Origin of the sequence: Bacillus cereus group sp. BfR-BA-01453, from assembly GCF_022662915.1 — a bacterium.
Taxonomy (GTDB): Bacteria; Bacillota; Bacilli; order Bacillales; family Bacillaceae_G; genus Bacillus_A; species Bacillus_A paranthracis.
The window spans coordinates 314,182-332,718 of sequence record NZ_JAKUEN010000002.1 but is presented as its reverse complement, the minus strand read 5'-3'; the positions used below and the strand labels follow the sequence as shown (position 1 = coordinate 332,718).

Sequence of the window (18,537 nt, the reverse complement as noted above, 5' to 3'; positions counted from 1 at the left end):
TACTATATTTTACTCTTTTTCTTTTATAGGAACCATTGCAAGAACTGATAGTTCTGCATTCATTAAATCTTTTATCACTTGATGAGAAGCATATACTGGTAGCGAAACAATAAACCCATCATCTACTTTTGTAATGTCTTTTTGTGTAACGTACTCCAGAAATACTTTATTTGCGGCCGCTACAAATTCTTCATCCCCTGTTCCATCAGGGTATGATACACCGATTTCTCCTAACATAATATAATATTGCTTTTTAATACCAGTCATATCCATTGGGTCAATAGATTGAATCGTGTAATTTACCATTTCAGATTTTACTTTCCTTTCAGGAATATCTAAGTCAAAAAACTCTCCAGCTTCTTCTAAAATAATATCTATATCTTTAATTGTTCTTATTGCATTAGTTGCTTCTTTAAAAGACATTAGTTGATCTGTTGATAAAATAATGTTTTCTGCATTTTTCTTAAACTGTAGATTTTCTAAAATCTCTTCCATTTCTTCTACATTTTCCAGAAACAACATGTCTTTCTCCATATGGAGATTTAATTCTTTTAAATTCATCAAATACATTTGTGAATATTTTAAATTCATCTCTTTCATTTCACGCAATTTTTCTAGGAATTTTAACACCTTGGCTTTACGATATGTTTCTGCCATCACTTTCACCTCTTAATATATTTTGTATACAGACGGTATACATTTCGTATACATAATGTATACGATATATATTAGGTTTGCAAGGATTAATTTTTCTTTTAGACAATATAAAATAAAGTTGTAGTTTAAAAAAAATCTAACATTAAAACTACCTTTGATTTTCTACTTCTGATTTACCTTGTGAGTTTACTAATACAACCCCAACTATAATTGTTACGATACCCCCAAAAATAAAAACATTAAAATGTTCGTCCCAAACTAAAACTCCAATTAATGCTGTTAATACGGTTCCTACCCCTGACCAAATTGCATATCCTATACTTAAAGGAATGGTCTTAAGGGCAAGTGACACGAAGTAAAACGAAAGCCCAAAACCAAGAATTACCCCAATAGAAGGGAGCAAATTTGTAAAAGCCTCAGACATTTTTAACATAGAAGTTGCAAATACCTCTGTGATAATAGCAATCGCTAAAGCAATATAACTTTTCATATTCTTTTCTCCTTTCATCATAATCAATGACTCCCTCCAAATTTTAAAATCATAACTCCTCCTATAATAAAAAGTAGGCCAAGTAACTTTTTAGGGTTCTTATTTTCTTTAAATATCGTCATTCCTATCAACGCTGTAAAAGCTGTTCCTAATCCGCCCCATATCGCATAAGCTGTACCTATTGGTAGTGTTTTGAGTGATAAGGAGAGAATATAAAAAGCTAATCCATATCCAATTGCGACGCCAAGTGAAGGGAAAAGCTTCTTAAATCCATTTGAGGATTTCAACATAGAAGCGCCAAATACTTCACAAAGAACCGACGTAATTAATAATATATAAGCATTCATTTTTATTCCTCATTTCTTGTCATATCAACTAATTGTTCAATTACTTTTTGCTGCATTTCTTTATCTAAAGGAGCTACATTTAACAATTGTGAATAATAAAGACCATCTATCGCTAATCGAATAATAGTTGCAGTTATAGGATTTAACCCATCCTGCTCTGTTTTTGCTAAAACGGACTGATAACTTTCGATTATACTTTTAGCCACATCTGGGTTTAACAAAGAGGTTGCAAGTATTCCTGTGTTTAATTGAGCATTATGTTCTAAGTCAGATTCAGCAACTGAAAGTAATGCACGGGACCATTTCCCTAATGAAATTGGATCGCTCTCAGCTTGTTTATAGATAGCAAGTTCATATTCATGGCAAATATATTCTGCTATCCCCTTTAATAAAGATTCTTTATTTGGAAAATGATGTAATAAACCCCCTTTACTAATACCCGCTTTCTTAGCTATAGCATCCAAAGTCACAGCATGAATCCCATTTTCGGTTATAAATTCACTAGTGGTATCTAATATAAGTTTTCTTTTTAGGTCAGATTTTGATAGCATATTTTACTTTCTCCTTTCTTTTATAGGTTTATTCAAATCTCCCAGAACAAAAACCGTCTGGTTGGTCTTTTTTTAAGATACAATTTGTCCTCTAGTTTGTCAATTCATAATTTTTTTCTTTGATTTTAGAAAAACCTTATTTATTTTTTGGTTATTCCTCCTAAGGAAAGATGAACATAAAAAAACAATATATGTACAAAAAGTAATGTTTTCTATATGTGTTATAAAGTTAAAAGAATGTGGGCATTTTTTAGTGTTCAGAAAATTGTATGTTTATGAACAGAGGGTGAAACTCAATAATATCAACGTTTTTTATCTATAATCGTGTTCATAAAGCGTGTAAATAAATGTTCAATTAAACTTGATTTTTTTCTTTTTGAACATGTAATTATCTATGAAAATCCTTTAAAGATAAGATTTTGTAGTCCTTAGCATACAATTTTCCCGAAATGATATGGTAACCCCTATATGACTATGATATTAACCTTTGGATGATTGCAATGCTTATATTTTGCATTTTTTCTGCGATTTCTGTTCTTATATTTAAGTTACCTAATTTTTGTAGGAACAAAAGCACTCATATGAAAAAATATAGTCAAATAAATAAGCGAAAAAAAGCAAGGAGAAGGCGTCGTAAATAATTGTTTTTTTATGTTAGGGTTTTTACTTCTAAAAATATCTTAGTATATAATAGCCGCGGTTTTACGTTGGTACCCCTTAATGTAAAATCGAAATAATGTCGTACCGTTTATAAAAAAATTGAATCAAAATGTTATTATTTCAGTTTTTCTTCTTCCGCTAACAGGAAGTTTAGTCCAATAAACGATGTTATAATTTAAATCAATTAGGGGGGATAGATTTGAAAAAGAAAATTATTATTCTTTTATGCTTGTTAATTTTTTGTTTGTTAATAGCATATTATTTTTATCAAAATAATCAAAATGAAGAATTCGTTAGATGGGGCGATAGTATACATACTGTCGACACTGAAAAATTAAAAGAGAATGATATTGAATACAAAATTGAAAACGGTAAAGTTTATATTCCAAAAAGTTCTCTTAGAAAAGCAACATTTTGCTGTTCCTAATAATAATACAGAGTTAAGTTATATTTCTAATACACAAAAAAGATGTAGATTATTCTACATCTCTTTTTTATTTTATAAGATTCTTAGTTTTATATCTCTTATACCAAATTAGTTAGCAACTTCAATAAAATCAAGATAGAAAAAAATAAGGTAACACCCTTATTCTATCTTTACAGTTTCTTTCGATAAATATTTAAAAGCTGTATCAAAATATTCCTTTTTTCCCCAAGTATCTGAATTCCCAATTACAACAAAATATTTTTTTGCTCTGCTTGCTGCAACGTTTAATAGATTCGGAGTGCTGGATGCCCAATCTAACGGTCCTGTTCGCTGATCATCTACTCCTAAAACTAAAATAACTAATGGGGCTTCTTTTCCTTGGAAAGTATGAACCGTTCCGATTTCTATTTTTTTGTTTTCTACTGAATTTTTGTTTAACTGTTTTAACTTTTGAACCACACTTACAAAAGGTGAAATAATGTAGCAATCTTTCCCTGGATTATTTTGCGTAAACTTATTGGCAATCTCAATTGCTTTTTTTCCTTGCTCTGAAATATAGTGATTTCCTGAACCAGTAGTTCTTCCTCCAATATTCAACCATTGACTCATGTACATTGGGTCCTGTACCATATCTTTGTTCTTAGTCGCATGTAACATTTTGTCTTGGTATGTTGTTTTATTACATATCTCAAACATAGGGCTGTCACAACGTCTATGAACACGAAGCGGTGAGCCCAACCACTTTGTGTTATTTTTGGAGTCAATCATTGTTCCACCAAATTTGTTATTAAGATCAGCAAATTCTTGTACACTTACTTCACTTCTAGTTAAATGATGGAAAAATGAGCTTTCACTCGTAATTCCAGCACTTTCGTTTGCTATTAATTTGAGTTGATCATCACTCAACGTTACAACCGGAGGTATTTGTAATGGATCACCTACCACCACAACATTTCTAGAACGCCAAATGGCTCCAATTGCAGATTGTGGTGTAGCTTGACCTGCCTCATCAATAAACAGCCAACCAATATCTTCCGTTTTCAAATCCCTTAAAAATCTTGAAACAGACGCAAAGGTTGAAGAAATTATAGGTGTAAGTAGGAATATGGTATCAAACATTGCTTGAATGAATTCTTCCCTTTGCTTTTCATTAATTTGAGAATCAAGATTCGCTTTTTCTTTCCCACCTAAAAAATAAGCCCTTGCTAAAGTTAAATTTTTTTCTATTTTGTCCTGATTTTCAATTAAGAAAGTACAATATTCATCCATCATTGTTTTGAATAGCTTACTCCGAACACAATTAATTCGATCTTCTTTATTATCACCATCAATATTAACAAATTGTTTTTGTGATGATTGCCACTTTTCGTCATCTATATCATCAAAGTTATCGTTTACTTGCACGGTTTTAATCATACTTGATATCTGTTGTTCTAAACTATCAAAGGAATACTCAGCATCTTCATGTATATTACACAGATCATTAATCTCATCTGAAATATTTTGAAAATATTCCTTTATATTTGCTGATTTCCCCATTGCGGCTGATATTTTCCCCCAGCGACTTTCGACCTTACTATATCCTAAAAACTTGTAATTGTTTTTCATTAAGTCCTCATCTTTAGGCAAATCCATACTTATATTTTCAACAGCAGCATTATTATTTGATGTTACTAAAATACGGTATTCTTTAAGTTTTGAATGAAATGAATAATAATAATCCTCTTGTCCCTCAGAAAATTGTATTTTTGTAAATAAATCCTGTGTTTCCTTTAAAAACTTTACTTTCTCAAAAATAATATTTGCAAACACATCTTTTAATAATGTTGTTTTACCAGTACCGGGAGGACCGTTTACAGAAAAAATAAAACCCTCTTTTTTTAGTGTGTCCTTGACATAGGTACCAGTTTATACAGCCCCATTTTTATTTATACGTTAATTCCACACCTGTTTTGTAATACCCATTCATCACATCTTCTGGCACCATACTACCGCCAGTTCCCCACACAATATGAGTACCTTTCTTCATCTTCTCTGTTAACTGTTGTTTTTGTAAGTACTCATCTTCTTTACATACTTTCACTGGTCCTATCATACCGGCTAATGCAGAAGGCTCTAAATAAATATTTTCTGTATCTGCTAGTTCCTTCAACAATCTATATAACTCTTCATCACTTACTGTGTAATCTCCACTCAAAAATGGTTCTATCGTTTTACCGACAAATCCAGACGGTCTTCCTACCGCTAGTCCGTCCGCGTCTGTTACATTATCGATTCCGATATCTTGAACGGCAATTTTATCATGAAGTCCTGTCATTAAACCGAGTAACATACATGGGGAATGCGTAGGTTCGGCAAAGAAACAGTGTACGTTGTCTTTATACAATAACTTTAAACCAAATGCGACGCCGCCAGGCCCGCCCCCTACTCCGCATGGTAGATAAACGAATAACGGATGTTCTTCATCCACTACAATCTCTAACTCTTCTAATTGTTTTTGTAAACGCGATGCTGCTACTGCGTATCCTAAAAATAAATCATGTGAGTTTTCATCATCTACAAAATAACAGCTAGGATCTGCATCTGCTTGCCTTCTTCCTTCTTCTACAGCTTTACTGTAATCAGCTTCATATTCAATAACATTTACACCTTTACTTCTTAATAAATCTTTTTTCCATTGTTTCGCGTCTGCTGACATATGAACCGTTACGTTAAAACCTAGTTTCGCACTCATAATCCCAATGCTTAGCCCTAAATTCCCTGTTGAACCGACCGCAATTGAATATTTGGCAAAAAACTCTCTACATGTATCACTATCTAAAATGGAATAATCATCTTCTTCTGTTAACATACCATGCTGCAAAGCTAATTGTTCAGCATGTTTCAACACTTCATAAATGCCGCCTCTAGCTTTAATTGATCCTGATATCGGGAGATGACTATCACATTTTAATAATAATTCTCCTAATATAGGTTGCTCGTAATTTTTCTCTAAAGACTGTTTCATAGAAGGTATCTTCACTAAAGGTGATTCTATAATACCGCCTGTGTCTTTCGTTTCAGGAAAAACTTTCGCAATGTATGATGCAAAACGCTTTAACCTCTCCTCCGCATCTTTTACATTCTCTTCACTGAGTGGCGAATCTTTTATTGCCGTTTCATACTTTTCCATGTTCGGATTCAGCCAAAACACTTCTTCTATTTCAATCAATTTATTTAATAGTGGATATTCCTCTTTTAATTTCTCTATTTCCTTCATTCCTCTTCCTCCTCATCACCTTGTAGCTTGCGATTTAATAAATTATAATTAAATTAATTTTAATATAGTTTAACATAAATTATCCACTTTAGTTAATTTTAATTTAATTTATTTAAATATAATTTAATAATTAGTAAGGAGATTTTCAATATGGAAAATATAGATATTGGTAAAAAAATTGAAAAACAAAGAAAAGAAAAAGGTTTAACGAGTAAAGAACTTGCAAAGATGGCTGATATTACACCATCTATGTTAAGTCAAATTGAGCGTGGATCTGCTAACCCTTCTATCCAAACATTAAAAGTACTCGCTAAGGCTCTTGATGTTCCAACATTTAGCTTTTTACTTGAAGATACCAATACAGACGATTTAATTGTACGTTCTCATAGACGCAAAAAAATGATTATCGATAATTTATCATATGAAATGCTATCACCTGATTTCACAGGAAATTTAGCAACAGCAATTATGACCGTCCCGCCGAATACAGCTTCATCAGAAAATGTACTAGAACATAAAGGTGAAGAATTAGCATTTGTATTAGAAGGGAAAATCACATTACATTTAAATGAAGAAGAATACATATTAGAAACGGGTGATAGCGTAAAAATACCCGCTTATTTAAAACATAAATGGGTAAATCAATTCGAGAAAAATGCCATTGTTTTATTTTCTGTTACTCCGCCGATTTTTTAATAGATGTAATAAAAATAGCCACGTGCGGATTCCTCCGCACATGGCTATTTTTATCTTTTCGGCACGAACAAAATCCCTAAACTCATAACACAGAAACTTAGTATTTGCTGCATCGATAAACCAAATAGAACCGAATTCTGTTCATTAACAAGCGAAATAATAATATGAGCAAACCCCTCAATAATTAAAAAAACACTTATATTCTTTCCATTTCCAAGCCTTTCATTTTTCATCCATAACAAGCCCACTATACAAAGAGCTAGGATAATCTCGTATACGAAGATAGGATGATATAAAAAATTAGATTCATATACTTTCACACCCCAAGGCAATGTCGTTTGTATTCCTACTTTTTGGTGGAATAGAAAATAAAAAATAATACTCATACATAGCGCAATAGGTAATGCATCAAGTAAAGTACGGAGCGAAAATTGCTCCTTTTTACTTTTCCAAACAATGTATACACTTGCAATTATGCATCCTACTACAATATGTTTCGTACTTCCTATAGCTAATAATGCTTGCAGTGGCGACCTAATAGCCCATATTGGATTTAAAATTGCTGGTGCAAATTTCCATACAAATACGATGATAAGAAAAGTATTTGTTACTGCATCCATCATTTTTTCATATGGTACACTTTCGTTCTTCATCTTTCGTTTCATCAACATAAATCCAAATAAACTTCCAATTATAAGAGATACGGGTTGTAACCTCACGATCCACTCCATCACTATGAAATCCCTTCTTAACTCTCAATTAATTTCTTAAATTTCTCTTCTAATTGTTCTGGAGGTAGTACGCCTCGTACTTGCTCTACGATAATTCCATCTTTATTAACAAAAAATGTAGTTGGTAAAGAAAACACTTTATAATCTAATCCGGCTACTCCGTCCATATCTAGTAAAACAGGAAACTTAAATCCGTGACGATCCGCAAAAGCGCTCGCTTCTTGCACTGGATCTCCTATTGTTGCATTTACCGCAAAGATTTCAACATCCTTCTTATATTTATCATACATACGAACTAAGTCAGGTGCCTCCATTTCACATGGACCACACCATGATGCCCAAAAATTAATAAGATATGGTTTACCTTTTGCATCATGTAACGAATACAGCTTCCCGTCTAATCCTTTTAATGTTATATCTGGTGCTTTAAATCCTACTTGTGGTAATACTTCTGTTTTCTGTAATTCCGCTTGTTTCGCTTTTCTTTCTTTTTCTTCTTTCTTTGTATTATAAAAATTCACTCCGGCCCAAATTAATGCCCCAGCCAGTATAATAGCAATTAGTTTCTTCACTTTTCTTCCTCCCAAAACACTACATAAAGTAGTGTTAATTCTTAAAAAAAAGAGGCTATATGCACTCTCCAACAATCAGTACAACCGACATACAGAATAAACCTACTGTTACATATACCGAATTCGTATGTAACGGAATAGTAAGCTTAACAACTTTTTCATGTAACACTTGCTCAATTCGTAAATTTATTGCTGTTTTTGCAAATGAAGCTGTAACACATCGATTTTCCATTGTCTTTATTTTAATTAATTTTAATAATGCGCTTCCTAACTCGAATTTAGATTTCATTTTACGCATTGCATACTTATCTGCAGCTAACTCCTGATACACATGATAGCGCTGCAATAACCCTTTTAATATCGGGATGTATATCATTCCTTCTGCTAATAACGTAAAACAAAATAATTTTAGCGGATCTCGATTGTTTTGATGATATTCTTCATGAAAAATAATCGCATCCATTTCTTCATCTGAAAATGTTTGAAGCATCCCTTCTGACACGACAACTTTCGGACGAAATAATCCAATTGTAAATGCCGCAACTTCCGCAGTCGGCAATATATATATTTGTTTTCCTTTTCGAACGAAGGCGATAAGTACTTTTTGTAATCTTTTAGTATCGAAAAATTGTCGCCATATTCTTTTGCACACGATAAACACAGTAAGTAGTAAAAATCCAGCAATTATAATACGAATGAGCGATAATTCTTTCATATGTTTTTCTAACTGAAACAAGCAAAAATTCGAAAGAAAGAACGCCTTATTTTGAAACAGAAATGGATATGTAACGTAATACAATAGCATACTAAAAAAGAGGGAACTAACAATGACTGCTAACAATACGATTTTACGCATTTGCCATTTCATTTCATTAATCCTCTTTTTTTAACTGACTCAATTTATCTTCTAACTTTTTTATTAAAGTCGGATCAACTTGCTCTAACTCATCTAGCATATGATTTACAACTAAATCTCCAAATTCCCCCATCAATTCCTGTGTCATTTTCTTCGTTTGATTGGATAAGAATTCTTCTTTTGTTTGTACAGCACGATATATGCCACTTCTTTTCACAGTCTGTTTTTCTAAATGTAATTTCTCTACTAACCTGTTCATAACTGTCATCACAGTATTAAAATTCACAGGTGATTCTTCGCTTAATTTCTGCTGTACTTCTTTAATCGTAATACCCTCGCTAGACCAAACAATCTCCATAATTTTTGCTTCAAGCGGTCCAAAGAAATGATTTAACCCTTGCTCATTTAGCTTATAGTTTTGAGTAAACATAATGCGGCTCCTTTCACACTACGAATTGTAGTACAAATTACATGAAAGGTCAAACGTAAATGATATATACAAAAATGAACTACCTATCATAGGCAATTCCATTCATTTTAAACCTAATTTTTCACCAAATGTATCAAAGAGATACTGCTCTAATATTTGTACACTAAACTTCTCATTACGTCCAAGTGCAAACAATTCCCGATCTTTCGCTACGATAGTATCTAACGGGATAACGACATTATCCACTATTTTTGTAATTTCAATGATGTTACTTTTTACATTTACCTCTGTTTTAAATTCAATGTTTTCTAATACGATATGTGAGCGTCTTCCTGATGCAAAAAAAGTAAAGTTAGGATTTTTATAAATACCAATTTCACTCTCTAGCGGATATAAATATTGAAAAATGATATCTCTATGTCCATCTTTTATTATTTTTTCATCCTTCTCATCATCCAAGTATTCCTTCACCTTCGTTGTAAATTCAAATCGAAAATCCACTTTTTTCACGCTCCCTCTTTGTATTTTTATATTAAATAAATATATTGAAATAATTTTACCATATTGTAATACAACTTCCTATTAAAAGTAAAAACTCATTTGTAAAATCTCTATTATTTCCAATTCTTTTTTAAAGGATAAGCACTCATTCAATATGAATACATGCTTCTTTATATCCATTTAAACATATTGTTTCCATATTTTGAAACAATAGTATGAAGTATTATATATTAATAAATTGTTTCTAATTCATTTCCCAATATAACCAGCCTTTGCTTTACTATTCCGATATATTTAAACTATATTTTCTACTTAATCATTACATCACAGAAGGAATGTAACTCTCTTCTATCGAATTTTTATATAACGAAAATGATTAGGTGGTGCTTTACTATGAAATTAGCTGTCATTGGTGGCGGTGATTTACAAGATTCAAATCACTCGCCTATTAATGAGCGACTTATAGAATTAACAAATAAACAGTATCCGAAAGTATTATTCATTCCTACAGCTAGTCATGATGATGAAAGCTATGTAAAATTATTTTTAGACACATTCGAAAAACAATTACACTGTGACGTACAAATTTTACGTATTATAGCCGATACACCTTCTAAATATGAAATAGACGAAATGATTCAGTCAGCTGATTTAATTTATCTCGGTGGCGGGAACTATATTCACATGCTTACACAATGGAAAGAACATAAACTAGATGAGAAATTATTATATGCTTTGCAGCAAGGAACGCTCATTGCAGGATGCAGCGCTGGTGCTATGTGTTGGTTCACATCTAGCATTCGATCAGATTATGAAGGATCTGGTTATATAGAGAGCAACGGCTGGGGCATTGTGAACAAAAGGTTTTGTCCACATTATAATCAATTAAATAGAATGAACGCCTTCCATTCCTTTTTACAAAATCATCAAGGTAATATAGAAGGCATTGCACTAGAGGATAATTGCGCCTTATATATTACAGAAGAATCTTTTGAAATTATCGGTGAACCAGAAAAAGCGTGGGAGTTTTACATGAGTGATAATAAACTCATTAGACAACATTTTGATATTACTTTAAAAAGCTATTTATAAACATACCTTTACAAAAAAATGTCCCTAAGTAAAATAACTTAGGGACATTTTCAATATTTAACTCACTAATCGCGTAATTCGTTTCTTCTGCCATGAAAGCTTATAATATGCATATTGCAAGATTAAGCTGACAATAAATGCTGCTGGGTATCCAATCCATATCCCTTCTATGCCAAGACTTGTATGGTAAGAAAGGTAATACGCTACAGGTACTTCAACAAGCCAAATTGATACGACGCCGATAACAGTTGGCCATAATACTGTACCGCTTGCTCGCATTGTCGCACTAATAATTTGCGCATGACCGAAAATTAAATAACTCCATAATGTGATCATAACTAGGCTATGAGCAATTTCAATTGTAGTTTGACTCGTTAAAAATAGTGCTAGAATGTCTCTTGAGAACAAGTAAATAAGAGATATTAGCACACCACCGATGACGTAGTTCATAATAATTCCAGCCTTCACAACTTTCTGCAATCGATCAAATTGATTCGCACCAATTGATTGTGCAGCAAAAATGGAGACTGTAATACCAAGGCTAACGGCTGGCATTTGTACATAACTTGCAACTTGGTTCACAACGCCATATGCCGCTGTTGCATCCGAACCGTAACGATTTACAAACGCGATTACCGCAATTTCTGATAATGAAACTAATATCATATTAATACTCGCTGGAATACCGAGTCGTAGTAATAGCTTTAATAAACCCCAATCCATTCGAAGATATTTCCTTACCGTACTATCTAATTGTAGTGGGTGATTTTTCTTCTTTAAATACACTAACATGACAATAAACGTAATAACTGTAGATATAACAGAGGCATAGGCTGCTCCATAAACGTCTAATTTCGGAGCTCCTAACCATCCAAAAATAAGGATTGGTAATAAGATCATATTTAGCGCTGTACTTACAATTAAAAAGTAAAATGGCGTTTTAGAATCTCCTGTACCTCTCATAAACGTTGTGTATGCGAAATATAAAAATAAGATTGGCATCGATATAAATAAAATACGTGCATAATGTACACTTATTTCAATAATATTTTCTGGCGTTCCCATAAGGCGCATAATATCCATTGCAAAAATACTACCTACTATCGCTAACACAACTCCAATAATAAAAGTAAATGTCAACGTCGTACCAACAATCGCTTTTAAACGATCTTCGTTTTTTGCCCCAAATGCCTGACCTATTAAAATAGAACTACCTGAACCAATACCAATTACAAATGAAACGAGTAAGAAAAATAGAGGAAAGAATGCCGATATGGCCGCTAAATCATTCACTCCAAGCCATCTTCCTACTACTACCATACCGAATAATTGTCCAACTGATTGTAGTACATTACTTAATAGTAACGGTACTAAAAACATGGACATCGATTTCCAAATCGGTTTACTCTCACTTTCTAACTTATGTGACTCCGCACCTTCTTTATTGTTATTTGTAGGTGGTTTCAAATTTCATTTCTCCTTTTATTAAAAATCTGTTTTTCAACTTACATCTTTTTGTATATTTGTTGTAATGGTGTGCTTCTATTCATATTCTTTCCTATGTTATTATAACTTCACCCAATATTGGCTTCCATCAGCTGTTCTATCTAAAAACCCGTATTCGATTAAATATCTTCTTAAAGTTACAAAATCCGGGTATACGCTTTCTATAATAGCATTTACTTCTTTTTCAGTGTACTTTTTATGACTATCAAACTTCGTCACTAAATGACGTAATATAATTAATTTACGCTTTTGCTTTTTTGGAAATTTAGAAAGCGGTCCATCTAATCCCTCTGTAAAATGCGTTTTTAATACTTCATCATTTTCTTCTTCTGTAATATTGTAACGATCATCTACCATCGTTGCTGTTCTATGAATGGGTACAAATTTCGTTTGTACTTTTGATTTTTCTTCTGACAGTTCCATTAACGCTAAAAACACTTTCGCTTGCTTCATTTTCTCTCGAAGTGTAAAACGATGATTGCGGATGGTTGAAGTACTTCCGCCATCCATCTCTTTCACAATCTCTTTGTCATTCAGCCCCATATGGAAAAACTGAACCATCTTCTTTTGCAAATCCGTTAAACCCGTATACTTCTTATCAAGGTTTAATAAATAGTCAAACATAGATGTATGTTCGTTTTGCACATGCAATTGTACAAACTTCTCTGCTTCATACAAAACTTGATTATCTTGATAAATAACACCCTTAATAAACGTTTCTCCACAAGCTAAACAAATATACTCTTCCGTTTCCTCATCAAACACATACCCTTTTTTCAATTCCTCTACCGACGCATCCCAAAACTTCTCCGAAATATCGCTCATACTAAACACTCCTTTAAAATGTCCGTTTTAAAATAAACAAATTTCAATAACGTTTATTATCACTTCATCATCTTAACATAAACGAAATAAACATTTCAATGTTTCGTTTACCTATTTTTCAAACCTTTATAAAAAACGTCTATAAAATATTCTTTAAAAAGGACATGAAGCAATAAAACGTGTGAATATGCAATTATGCATATTCACACGTTTTATTACGATGTTATGATTTAATTTAGTTAAAGTACACGTATACCGAGGTGACTAACTTGAAATTTAAAGCGAAAAAAAATCCGTTTCACGTCATTTTTATTACATTATTTATCATGATTTTTTTCATTTCACTATTTTTCCAAAATGAAAATTCTATTTTTTTCACCCTCATGATGCTGCTAAATATCGTGAATCTTTCTTCATTCTATTTCTCTCACTATAACGTAACGGAATCATCTCTTTTCGTAAAACATGGTTTCATACTACGTACTGAAATTCCCTTTGAAGATATTCGCCACATTAAATACTCTGGTAAAAAACTTCATTCAAAGAAATGGACTAGACAGCAATTAGAAATCCATTATAATTTATTCGACTCTGTGACAACTTTCGTACCACAAGAAGAAGAAAAATTCATTGCACTTTTAAAAGAAAACTGCCCACATATGAAAATATTGAATATGTCTGCTAACAAATAATATATTTTGGCACTTACAGTAATAAAAAAACCAAGATTCTAAACAAAGAATCTTGGCGTTTTTATTACTCTTTCGGAGCAATCATTTTTTTCGGATCGACAATTTCATCAAATTGTTCTTCTGTTAGTAATCCAGATTGCAATGCTGCTTCTTTTAAAGTTAACCCTTCTTTATGAGCATGCTTCGCAATTTTCGCTGCATTTTCATATCCGATATGCGGGTTTAATGCAGTAACAAGCATTAATGAACGATTCACATTCTCTTTAATGACTTCTTCATCTGCTTCAATACCAACTGCACAATTATCATTAAATGAAACAATTGCATCTGCTAATAAGTGAGCAGATTGTAAGAAGTTATATGCAATAACAGGTTTAAATACATTTAACTCAAAATTGCCTTGGCTCGCTGCAAATCCGATTGTTGCGTCATTTCCCATTACTTGTGCTACAACCATCGTTAACGCTTCACTTTGCGTTGGATTTACTTTACCTGGCATAATAGAGCTTCCTGGCTCATTTGCTGGAATAATAATTTCTCCTAGCCCACTACGTGGACCACTTGCCAGCCAGCGCACATCGTTAGCGATCTTCATTAAATCCGCTGCTAATGCTTTCAATGCCCCATGCGTATATACAACTTCATCATGACTCGTTAATGCATGGAATTTATTTGGTGCAGACATAAATTGCTTACCTGTAAATTGGCTAATTTCCTCAGATACCATCTCACCAAATTTAGGATGGGCGTTTATACCTGTTCCAACTGCAGTACCACCAATCGCAAGCTCTTTCATATATGTATTGCTCTCTGCAATCATACGCTCTGTTTTTTCAAGCATACGGTGCCATCCACTAATTTCTTGTCCTAATGTTAACGGTGTCGCATCTTGTAAATGTGTACGACCAATTTTTATAATATGTTCAAATGCTTTTACTTTTTCTGCTAACGTTTCTTTTAATTTCGTAATTGCTGGTAACACGTGATTTTCTACTGCGAGTACACATGCTACATGAAGCGCAGTTGGGAAAGTATCATTTGAACTTTGAGACATGTTCACATCATCATTCGGATGAATATGTACGTCAAACCCTTTCTCTTTCAAAATTTGATTCCCTCGGTTTGCAATTACTTCATTCACATTCATGTTTGACTGCGTACCACTACCTGTTTGCCATACGACAAGTGGAAAATGTTCATTCCATTTCCCTGCTATCACTTCGTCAGCTGCTGTCACAATTGCTTCTGCTTTTTCTTCTGATAGCTTTCCTAATTTTTTATTAGTAAGTGCTGCACTCTTCTTTAAAATGGCAAATGCTTTTACAATTTCAAGCGGCATTTGCTCTGTTCCAATCGGGAAGTTTTCTTTACTACGTTGTGTTTGTGCTGCCCATAATTTATCAGCTGGAACTTTTATTTCTCCTATTGTATCTCTTTCAATTCTGTACTCCATTTTTTCATCCCCTTGAAAATAAAATACCTACATTTCTTATAATAACAGACTTCCCTTTAAATGATAAGAATTCTCACTCATATAAATAGATATTTTATATTTATTTTAAAAACTCCTCTTGACCTAAACTTAAGTTTAGGTTGTATTCTTTCCTTTGTAACCTACTATAACAATACTGGAGGAATTCAATATGAAAAAATATGCTTTCATAACAGTTGCAAATAAAGGAATTGGATATGAACTTGTTCGTCAATTAGCAGAAACAGATACAACAAAAAATTGCTAAATATGAGGATGAGATAACCTCTTCAACTCCTATTACAAAATAAAAAATCACCTTCTACAACACGTAGAAGGTGATTTTTTATTTATGATGCTTCTTTTCCTTTTTCAGCATCATCTACATACCAAATGAACTTGCCTGTATATCCGTAAATAACTGCTAAAATTAACGATACGAAGCTTAACCACATAAATGGAATGTATGATATCGTCGCAACACCTAAAATACCAGCCATAAAAATACCGTTATCCGACCATGGAACCATACCTGAAGTTAATGTTCCACCTACTTCTGAGTTACGCGCTAATACGCGGCGGTCGATTTTTAGTTTATCATAACTTTCTTGCATAATTTTCGGTGTTAAAATAAGTGATACGTACATCGCACAGCCAAATATGTTCGCTAAAAATGCAACGATTAATGTAGATAATGTTACATTACCAGCAGAATTTAATTTCTTTTCGAATTTTGATACGATTACTTTTAAAACACCTAATTTTTCAAGTAATCCACCAAACCCTAAACCGAAAATAATTACGGCTACTGAACCGAGCATACCGTTAATTCCGCCACGGTTTAATAACTTATCGACAAACTCAACGCCTGATTGAATTGAGAATCCGTTATATGCTGTTCCAATTGCGTCTCCAAAGTGCATTCCTTGGAAAACAGTTGCCCAAATTGCGCCAAGTAAAGCTCCCATTGCAATTGTAGGCATAGAAGGCTTCTTCATTGCTAATAGTACAATGACAATAATCGCCGGAACTAACATCCATATTTTAATATCAAAGTGTTTTAATAATGATTCCTTTAAAAATTCTACTCGATTTAAATCTACGTTATCTCCGCCATACATCCAACCAGCTACAGTAAACATAATGCTAGTAATAATATACGCTGGAACGTCTAATACAAGCATAGCTCGTACGTGTGCAATAACATCTACTTTTGCCATAGATGCTGCAAGTACTGTACTATCAGAAAGTGGCGATAATTTATCCCCGAAATAAGCACCTGAAAGAACTGCACCAGCAACAAGTGGTAATGGTAACCCAAGACCTTCACCAATCGCCATCATTGCAATACCTGCTGTTCCAACTGTTCCCCATGATGTTCCTGTCGCGATAGAAGTTATCGAACAAATAATTAATGTTGCTAATAGGAATATGCTAGGGTGAATAAATTCTAATCCATAATAAATTAATGTTGGTACTATCCCACCAGCAATCCATGTTCCAATTAAAGCACCTACTGCAACTAAAATGAGTATTGCTTCTAATCCGTTAGAAATCCCTTTCGTAATTGCATCTTGCAATTCTTGATAACGAAATCCTAATCTTAATCCAAGCGCAATTACTAAAAACCATGAAATAAATAGCGCTAATTGAATTGGGAGATCAAAAATCGTTTGGAAGGAAAAGACAACAGCAAGAAATAATAATAAAAGAACTATGATTTCTAGCATCGATGGTAATCTTACACTTTTCATTTTTTTCTCTCCTTACAAGTCGATAACATGACGTGTGTCGTCTTACATGTATGTAATATACAATTAGCGAAGACAAAACAAAATTTTCATATTATTTCGATTTATTTTTCCAGTATAATATATTGGACACCTTTTCTATTGTAAAAGTAGATGCTACTTTTCGCAATGGAAAATATAAAAAATGTTACATTTTTTATATTTAACAATCAAAGGGTAACTTTTTTAATATTTGCCAACATAAAACTTTTTACTATTATCCTCACCGTTTAAAGGAATATCGTTATTCCCCACACAAAAAAGCATGCATCATTCAAATGATGCATGCTCCACTTTTATTTATACATATTTTGTATTTCTTCTTTATTTTTAAGTATTTCCACAAACTTATCGCTACAACCTTTCGGAAATAATACGCCGAGTCCATATGAATGCTGGAACTGAAAATGAGGGTGCTTTGCTGTGACTTCATCCCAAAACTTATACACGCCGAAGTTTCGATCTTTCACCTCAATATCATGAAATAACACAATACCGTTATTCGCAAGTTTCGGTAACCATGTTTTATAATCATGAGAAACTGCTTCATACGTATGATAGCCATCAATATGCAACAAGTTTATCGTTCCATCTTGAAATTGATCAACGGCCTCATCGAAAGTAGAACGAATTAAATTACCTATATTGGGATAACTCGTATTTACGACTTTCTCTACGATTTGATAAACGCCTTCTCCATATGGACCTGTATGCCCATCTCCCGTCCAAGTATCTACAGCAAAACATTTTGTAGCTAATCCCCCATCCTTTACACCTTGACAAAAACTAAAAAAAGAAGCTCCTAAATGTGTACCTAACTCGACTAATACTTCTGGCTTTTCAAACCTTACTAAATCATATGCAAAGTCTAAATGCCCAATCCACGCCGTATTTGCCCGAATAAAATGGCTATAATTATCAAATTCAAATGTTGGTTTATGAGTAACCCAGCTCATCGCATATCTCCTTCTACCCATATTTTTA

The 18,537-nt window shown here is 32.9% G+C and carries 19 protein-coding genes and 2 pseudogenes; 5 read left to right on the top strand and 16 right to left on the bottom strand.

Annotation, left to right across the window (positions count from 1 at the left end; genetic code table 11):
• Positions 1-9 precede the first annotated feature (9 nt).
• The 4 genes from MR070_RS06490 to MR070_RS06475 form a co-directional block, all read right to left on the bottom strand.
• Positions 10-657, bottom strand: a complete 648-nt coding sequence (locus MR070_RS06490) for a glycoside hydrolase family 18 protein (protein WP_044790516.1) — start codon at positions 655-657, stop codon at positions 10-12.
• Positions 658-805: 148 nt separating this feature from the next.
• Positions 806-1,147 carry a DMT family transporter gene (locus MR070_RS06485; protein ID WP_041184198.1) on the bottom strand — a complete coding sequence of 114 codons (342 nt, stop codon included), beginning with the start codon at positions 1,145-1,147 and terminating at the stop codon, positions 806-808.
• 23 nt (positions 1,148-1,170) lie between these two features.
• Positions 1,171-1,494, bottom strand: coding sequence for a DMT family transporter (locus tag MR070_RS06480; RefSeq protein ID WP_000995315.1), 324 nt, complete (start codon positions 1,492-1,494; stop codon positions 1,171-1,173).
• A 2-nt stretch (positions 1,495-1,496) separates the two neighbouring features.
• The gene (locus MR070_RS06475) at positions 1,497-2,045 is read right to left on the bottom strand and encodes a TetR/AcrR family transcriptional regulator (protein ID WP_000949575.1); all 549 of its coding nucleotides are present in this window, start codon (positions 2,043-2,045) and stop codon (positions 1,497-1,499) included.
• Positions 2,046-2,904: 859 nt separating this feature from the next.
• Here MR070_RS06475 and MR070_RS06470 point away from each other — a divergent pair.
• Entirely contained in the window at positions 2,905-3,132 is a 228-nt protein-coding gene (locus tag MR070_RS06470) for a DUF3139 domain-containing protein (protein WP_000726844.1), read from the top strand.
• A 159-nt stretch (positions 3,133-3,291) separates the two neighbouring features.
• Here MR070_RS06470 and MR070_RS06465 read toward each other — a convergent pair.
• Together MR070_RS06465 and dsdA are read right to left on the bottom strand one after the other, a co-directional pair.
• Positions 3,292-5,013 (bottom strand): annotated as a pseudogene (locus MR070_RS06465) (AAA domain-containing protein); the annotation flags it as partial.
• A 43-nt stretch (positions 5,014-5,056) separates the two neighbouring features.
• Entirely contained in the window at positions 5,057-6,391 is a 1,335-nt protein-coding gene (dsdA, locus tag MR070_RS06460) for a D-serine ammonia-lyase (protein ID WP_242260822.1), read from the bottom strand.
• A 150-nt stretch (positions 6,392-6,541) separates the two neighbouring features.
• On the opposite strand from dsdA, the gene MR070_RS06455 reads away from it, so the two are divergent.
• Positions 6,542-7,087 carry a helix-turn-helix domain-containing protein gene (locus MR070_RS06455; protein ID WP_242260819.1) on the top strand — a complete coding sequence of 182 codons (546 nt, stop codon included), beginning with the start codon at positions 6,542-6,544 and terminating at the stop codon, positions 7,085-7,087.
• A 50-nt stretch (positions 7,088-7,137) separates the two neighbouring features.
• On the opposite strand, the gene MR070_RS06450 is transcribed toward MR070_RS06455, so the two are convergent.
• From MR070_RS06450 to MR070_RS06430, 5 genes are all read right to left on the bottom strand, one after another.
• Entirely contained in the window at positions 7,138-7,818 is a 681-nt protein-coding gene (locus MR070_RS06450) for a prolipoprotein diacylglyceryl transferase family protein (RefSeq protein ID WP_242260818.1), read from the bottom strand.
• Between the two features lie 17 nt (positions 7,819-7,835).
• Positions 7,836-8,390 (bottom strand): TlpA family protein disulfide reductase, encoded by a 555-nt coding sequence (locus MR070_RS06445; RefSeq protein ID WP_242260817.1) that lies wholly within the window; start codon positions 8,388-8,390, stop codon positions 7,836-7,838.
• Positions 8,391-8,445: 55 nt separating this feature from the next.
• Positions 8,446-9,258, bottom strand: a complete 813-nt coding sequence (locus tag MR070_RS06440; protein WP_242260814.1) for a M56 family metallopeptidase — start codon at positions 9,256-9,258, stop codon at positions 8,446-8,448.
• A gap of 4 nt (positions 9,259-9,262) precedes the next feature.
• Positions 9,263-9,676: a BlaI/MecI/CopY family transcriptional regulator gene (locus tag MR070_RS06435; RefSeq protein WP_000495065.1), complete on the bottom strand. Its 414-nt coding sequence runs from the start codon at positions 9,674-9,676 to the stop codon at positions 9,263-9,265.
• A gap of 102 nt (positions 9,677-9,778) precedes the next feature.
• On the bottom strand, positions 9,779-10,177 hold the full coding sequence (locus tag MR070_RS06430; protein WP_001983153.1) for a DUF3942 family protein: 399 nt from the start codon (positions 10,175-10,177) through the stop codon (positions 9,779-9,781).
• Positions 10,178-10,570: 393 nt separating this feature from the next.
• Here MR070_RS06430 and MR070_RS06425 point away from each other — a divergent pair, with 393 nt between their 5' ends.
• Entirely contained in the window at positions 10,571-11,269 is a 699-nt protein-coding gene (locus MR070_RS06425) for a peptidase E (protein WP_000762147.1), read from the top strand.
• Positions 11,270-11,326: 57 nt separating this feature from the next.
• Here MR070_RS06425 and MR070_RS06420 read toward each other — a convergent pair whose 3' ends face one another.
• Together MR070_RS06420 and MR070_RS06415 are read right to left on the bottom strand one after the other, a co-directional pair.
• A complete protein-coding gene (locus MR070_RS06420) occupies positions 11,327-12,736 on the bottom strand; it encodes an MATE family efflux transporter (protein WP_044790523.1) in 1,410 nt (469 codons plus the stop codon).
• Positions 12,737-12,835: 99 nt separating this feature from the next.
• Positions 12,836-13,600 (bottom strand): DUF2087 domain-containing protein, encoded by a 765-nt coding sequence (locus tag MR070_RS06415; protein ID WP_001280289.1) that lies wholly within the window; start codon positions 13,598-13,600, stop codon positions 12,836-12,838.
• Between the two features lie 269 nt (positions 13,601-13,869).
• Between MR070_RS06415 and MR070_RS06410 the strand changes: the two genes are divergently transcribed.
• Positions 13,870-14,292 carry a PH domain-containing protein gene (locus tag MR070_RS06410; protein WP_000669080.1) on the top strand — a complete coding sequence of 141 codons (423 nt, stop codon included), beginning with the start codon at positions 13,870-13,872 and terminating at the stop codon, positions 14,290-14,292.
• A gap of 64 nt (positions 14,293-14,356) precedes the next feature.
• Here the strand turns inward: MR070_RS06410 and fumC are convergent, their stop codons facing one another.
• Positions 14,357-15,745: a class II fumarate hydratase gene (fumC, locus tag MR070_RS06405; RefSeq protein ID WP_000456601.1), complete on the bottom strand. Its 1,389-nt coding sequence runs from the start codon at positions 15,743-15,745 to the stop codon at positions 14,357-14,359.
• A gap of 190 nt (positions 15,746-15,935) precedes the next feature.
• Here fumC and MR070_RS06400 point away from each other — a divergent pair.
• A pseudogene (locus tag MR070_RS06400) lies at positions 15,936-16,013 on the top strand (SDR family NAD(P)-dependent oxidoreductase); the annotation flags it as partial.
• 100 nt (positions 16,014-16,113) lie between these two features.
• On the opposite strand, the gene nhaC reads toward MR070_RS06400, so the two are convergent.
• Both nhaC and MR070_RS06390 read right to left on the bottom strand, forming a co-directional pair.
• On the bottom strand, positions 16,114-17,517 hold the full coding sequence (nhaC, locus tag MR070_RS06395; protein ID WP_000843974.1) for a Na+/H+ antiporter NhaC: 1,404 nt from the start codon (positions 17,515-17,517) through the stop codon (positions 16,114-16,116).
• 332 nt (positions 17,518-17,849) lie between these two features.
• Positions 17,850-18,509 carry a class I SAM-dependent methyltransferase gene (locus tag MR070_RS06390; RefSeq protein WP_000119201.1) on the bottom strand — a complete coding sequence of 220 codons (660 nt, stop codon included), beginning with the start codon at positions 18,507-18,509 and terminating at the stop codon, positions 17,850-17,852.
• Positions 18,510-18,537 lie beyond the last annotated feature (28 nt).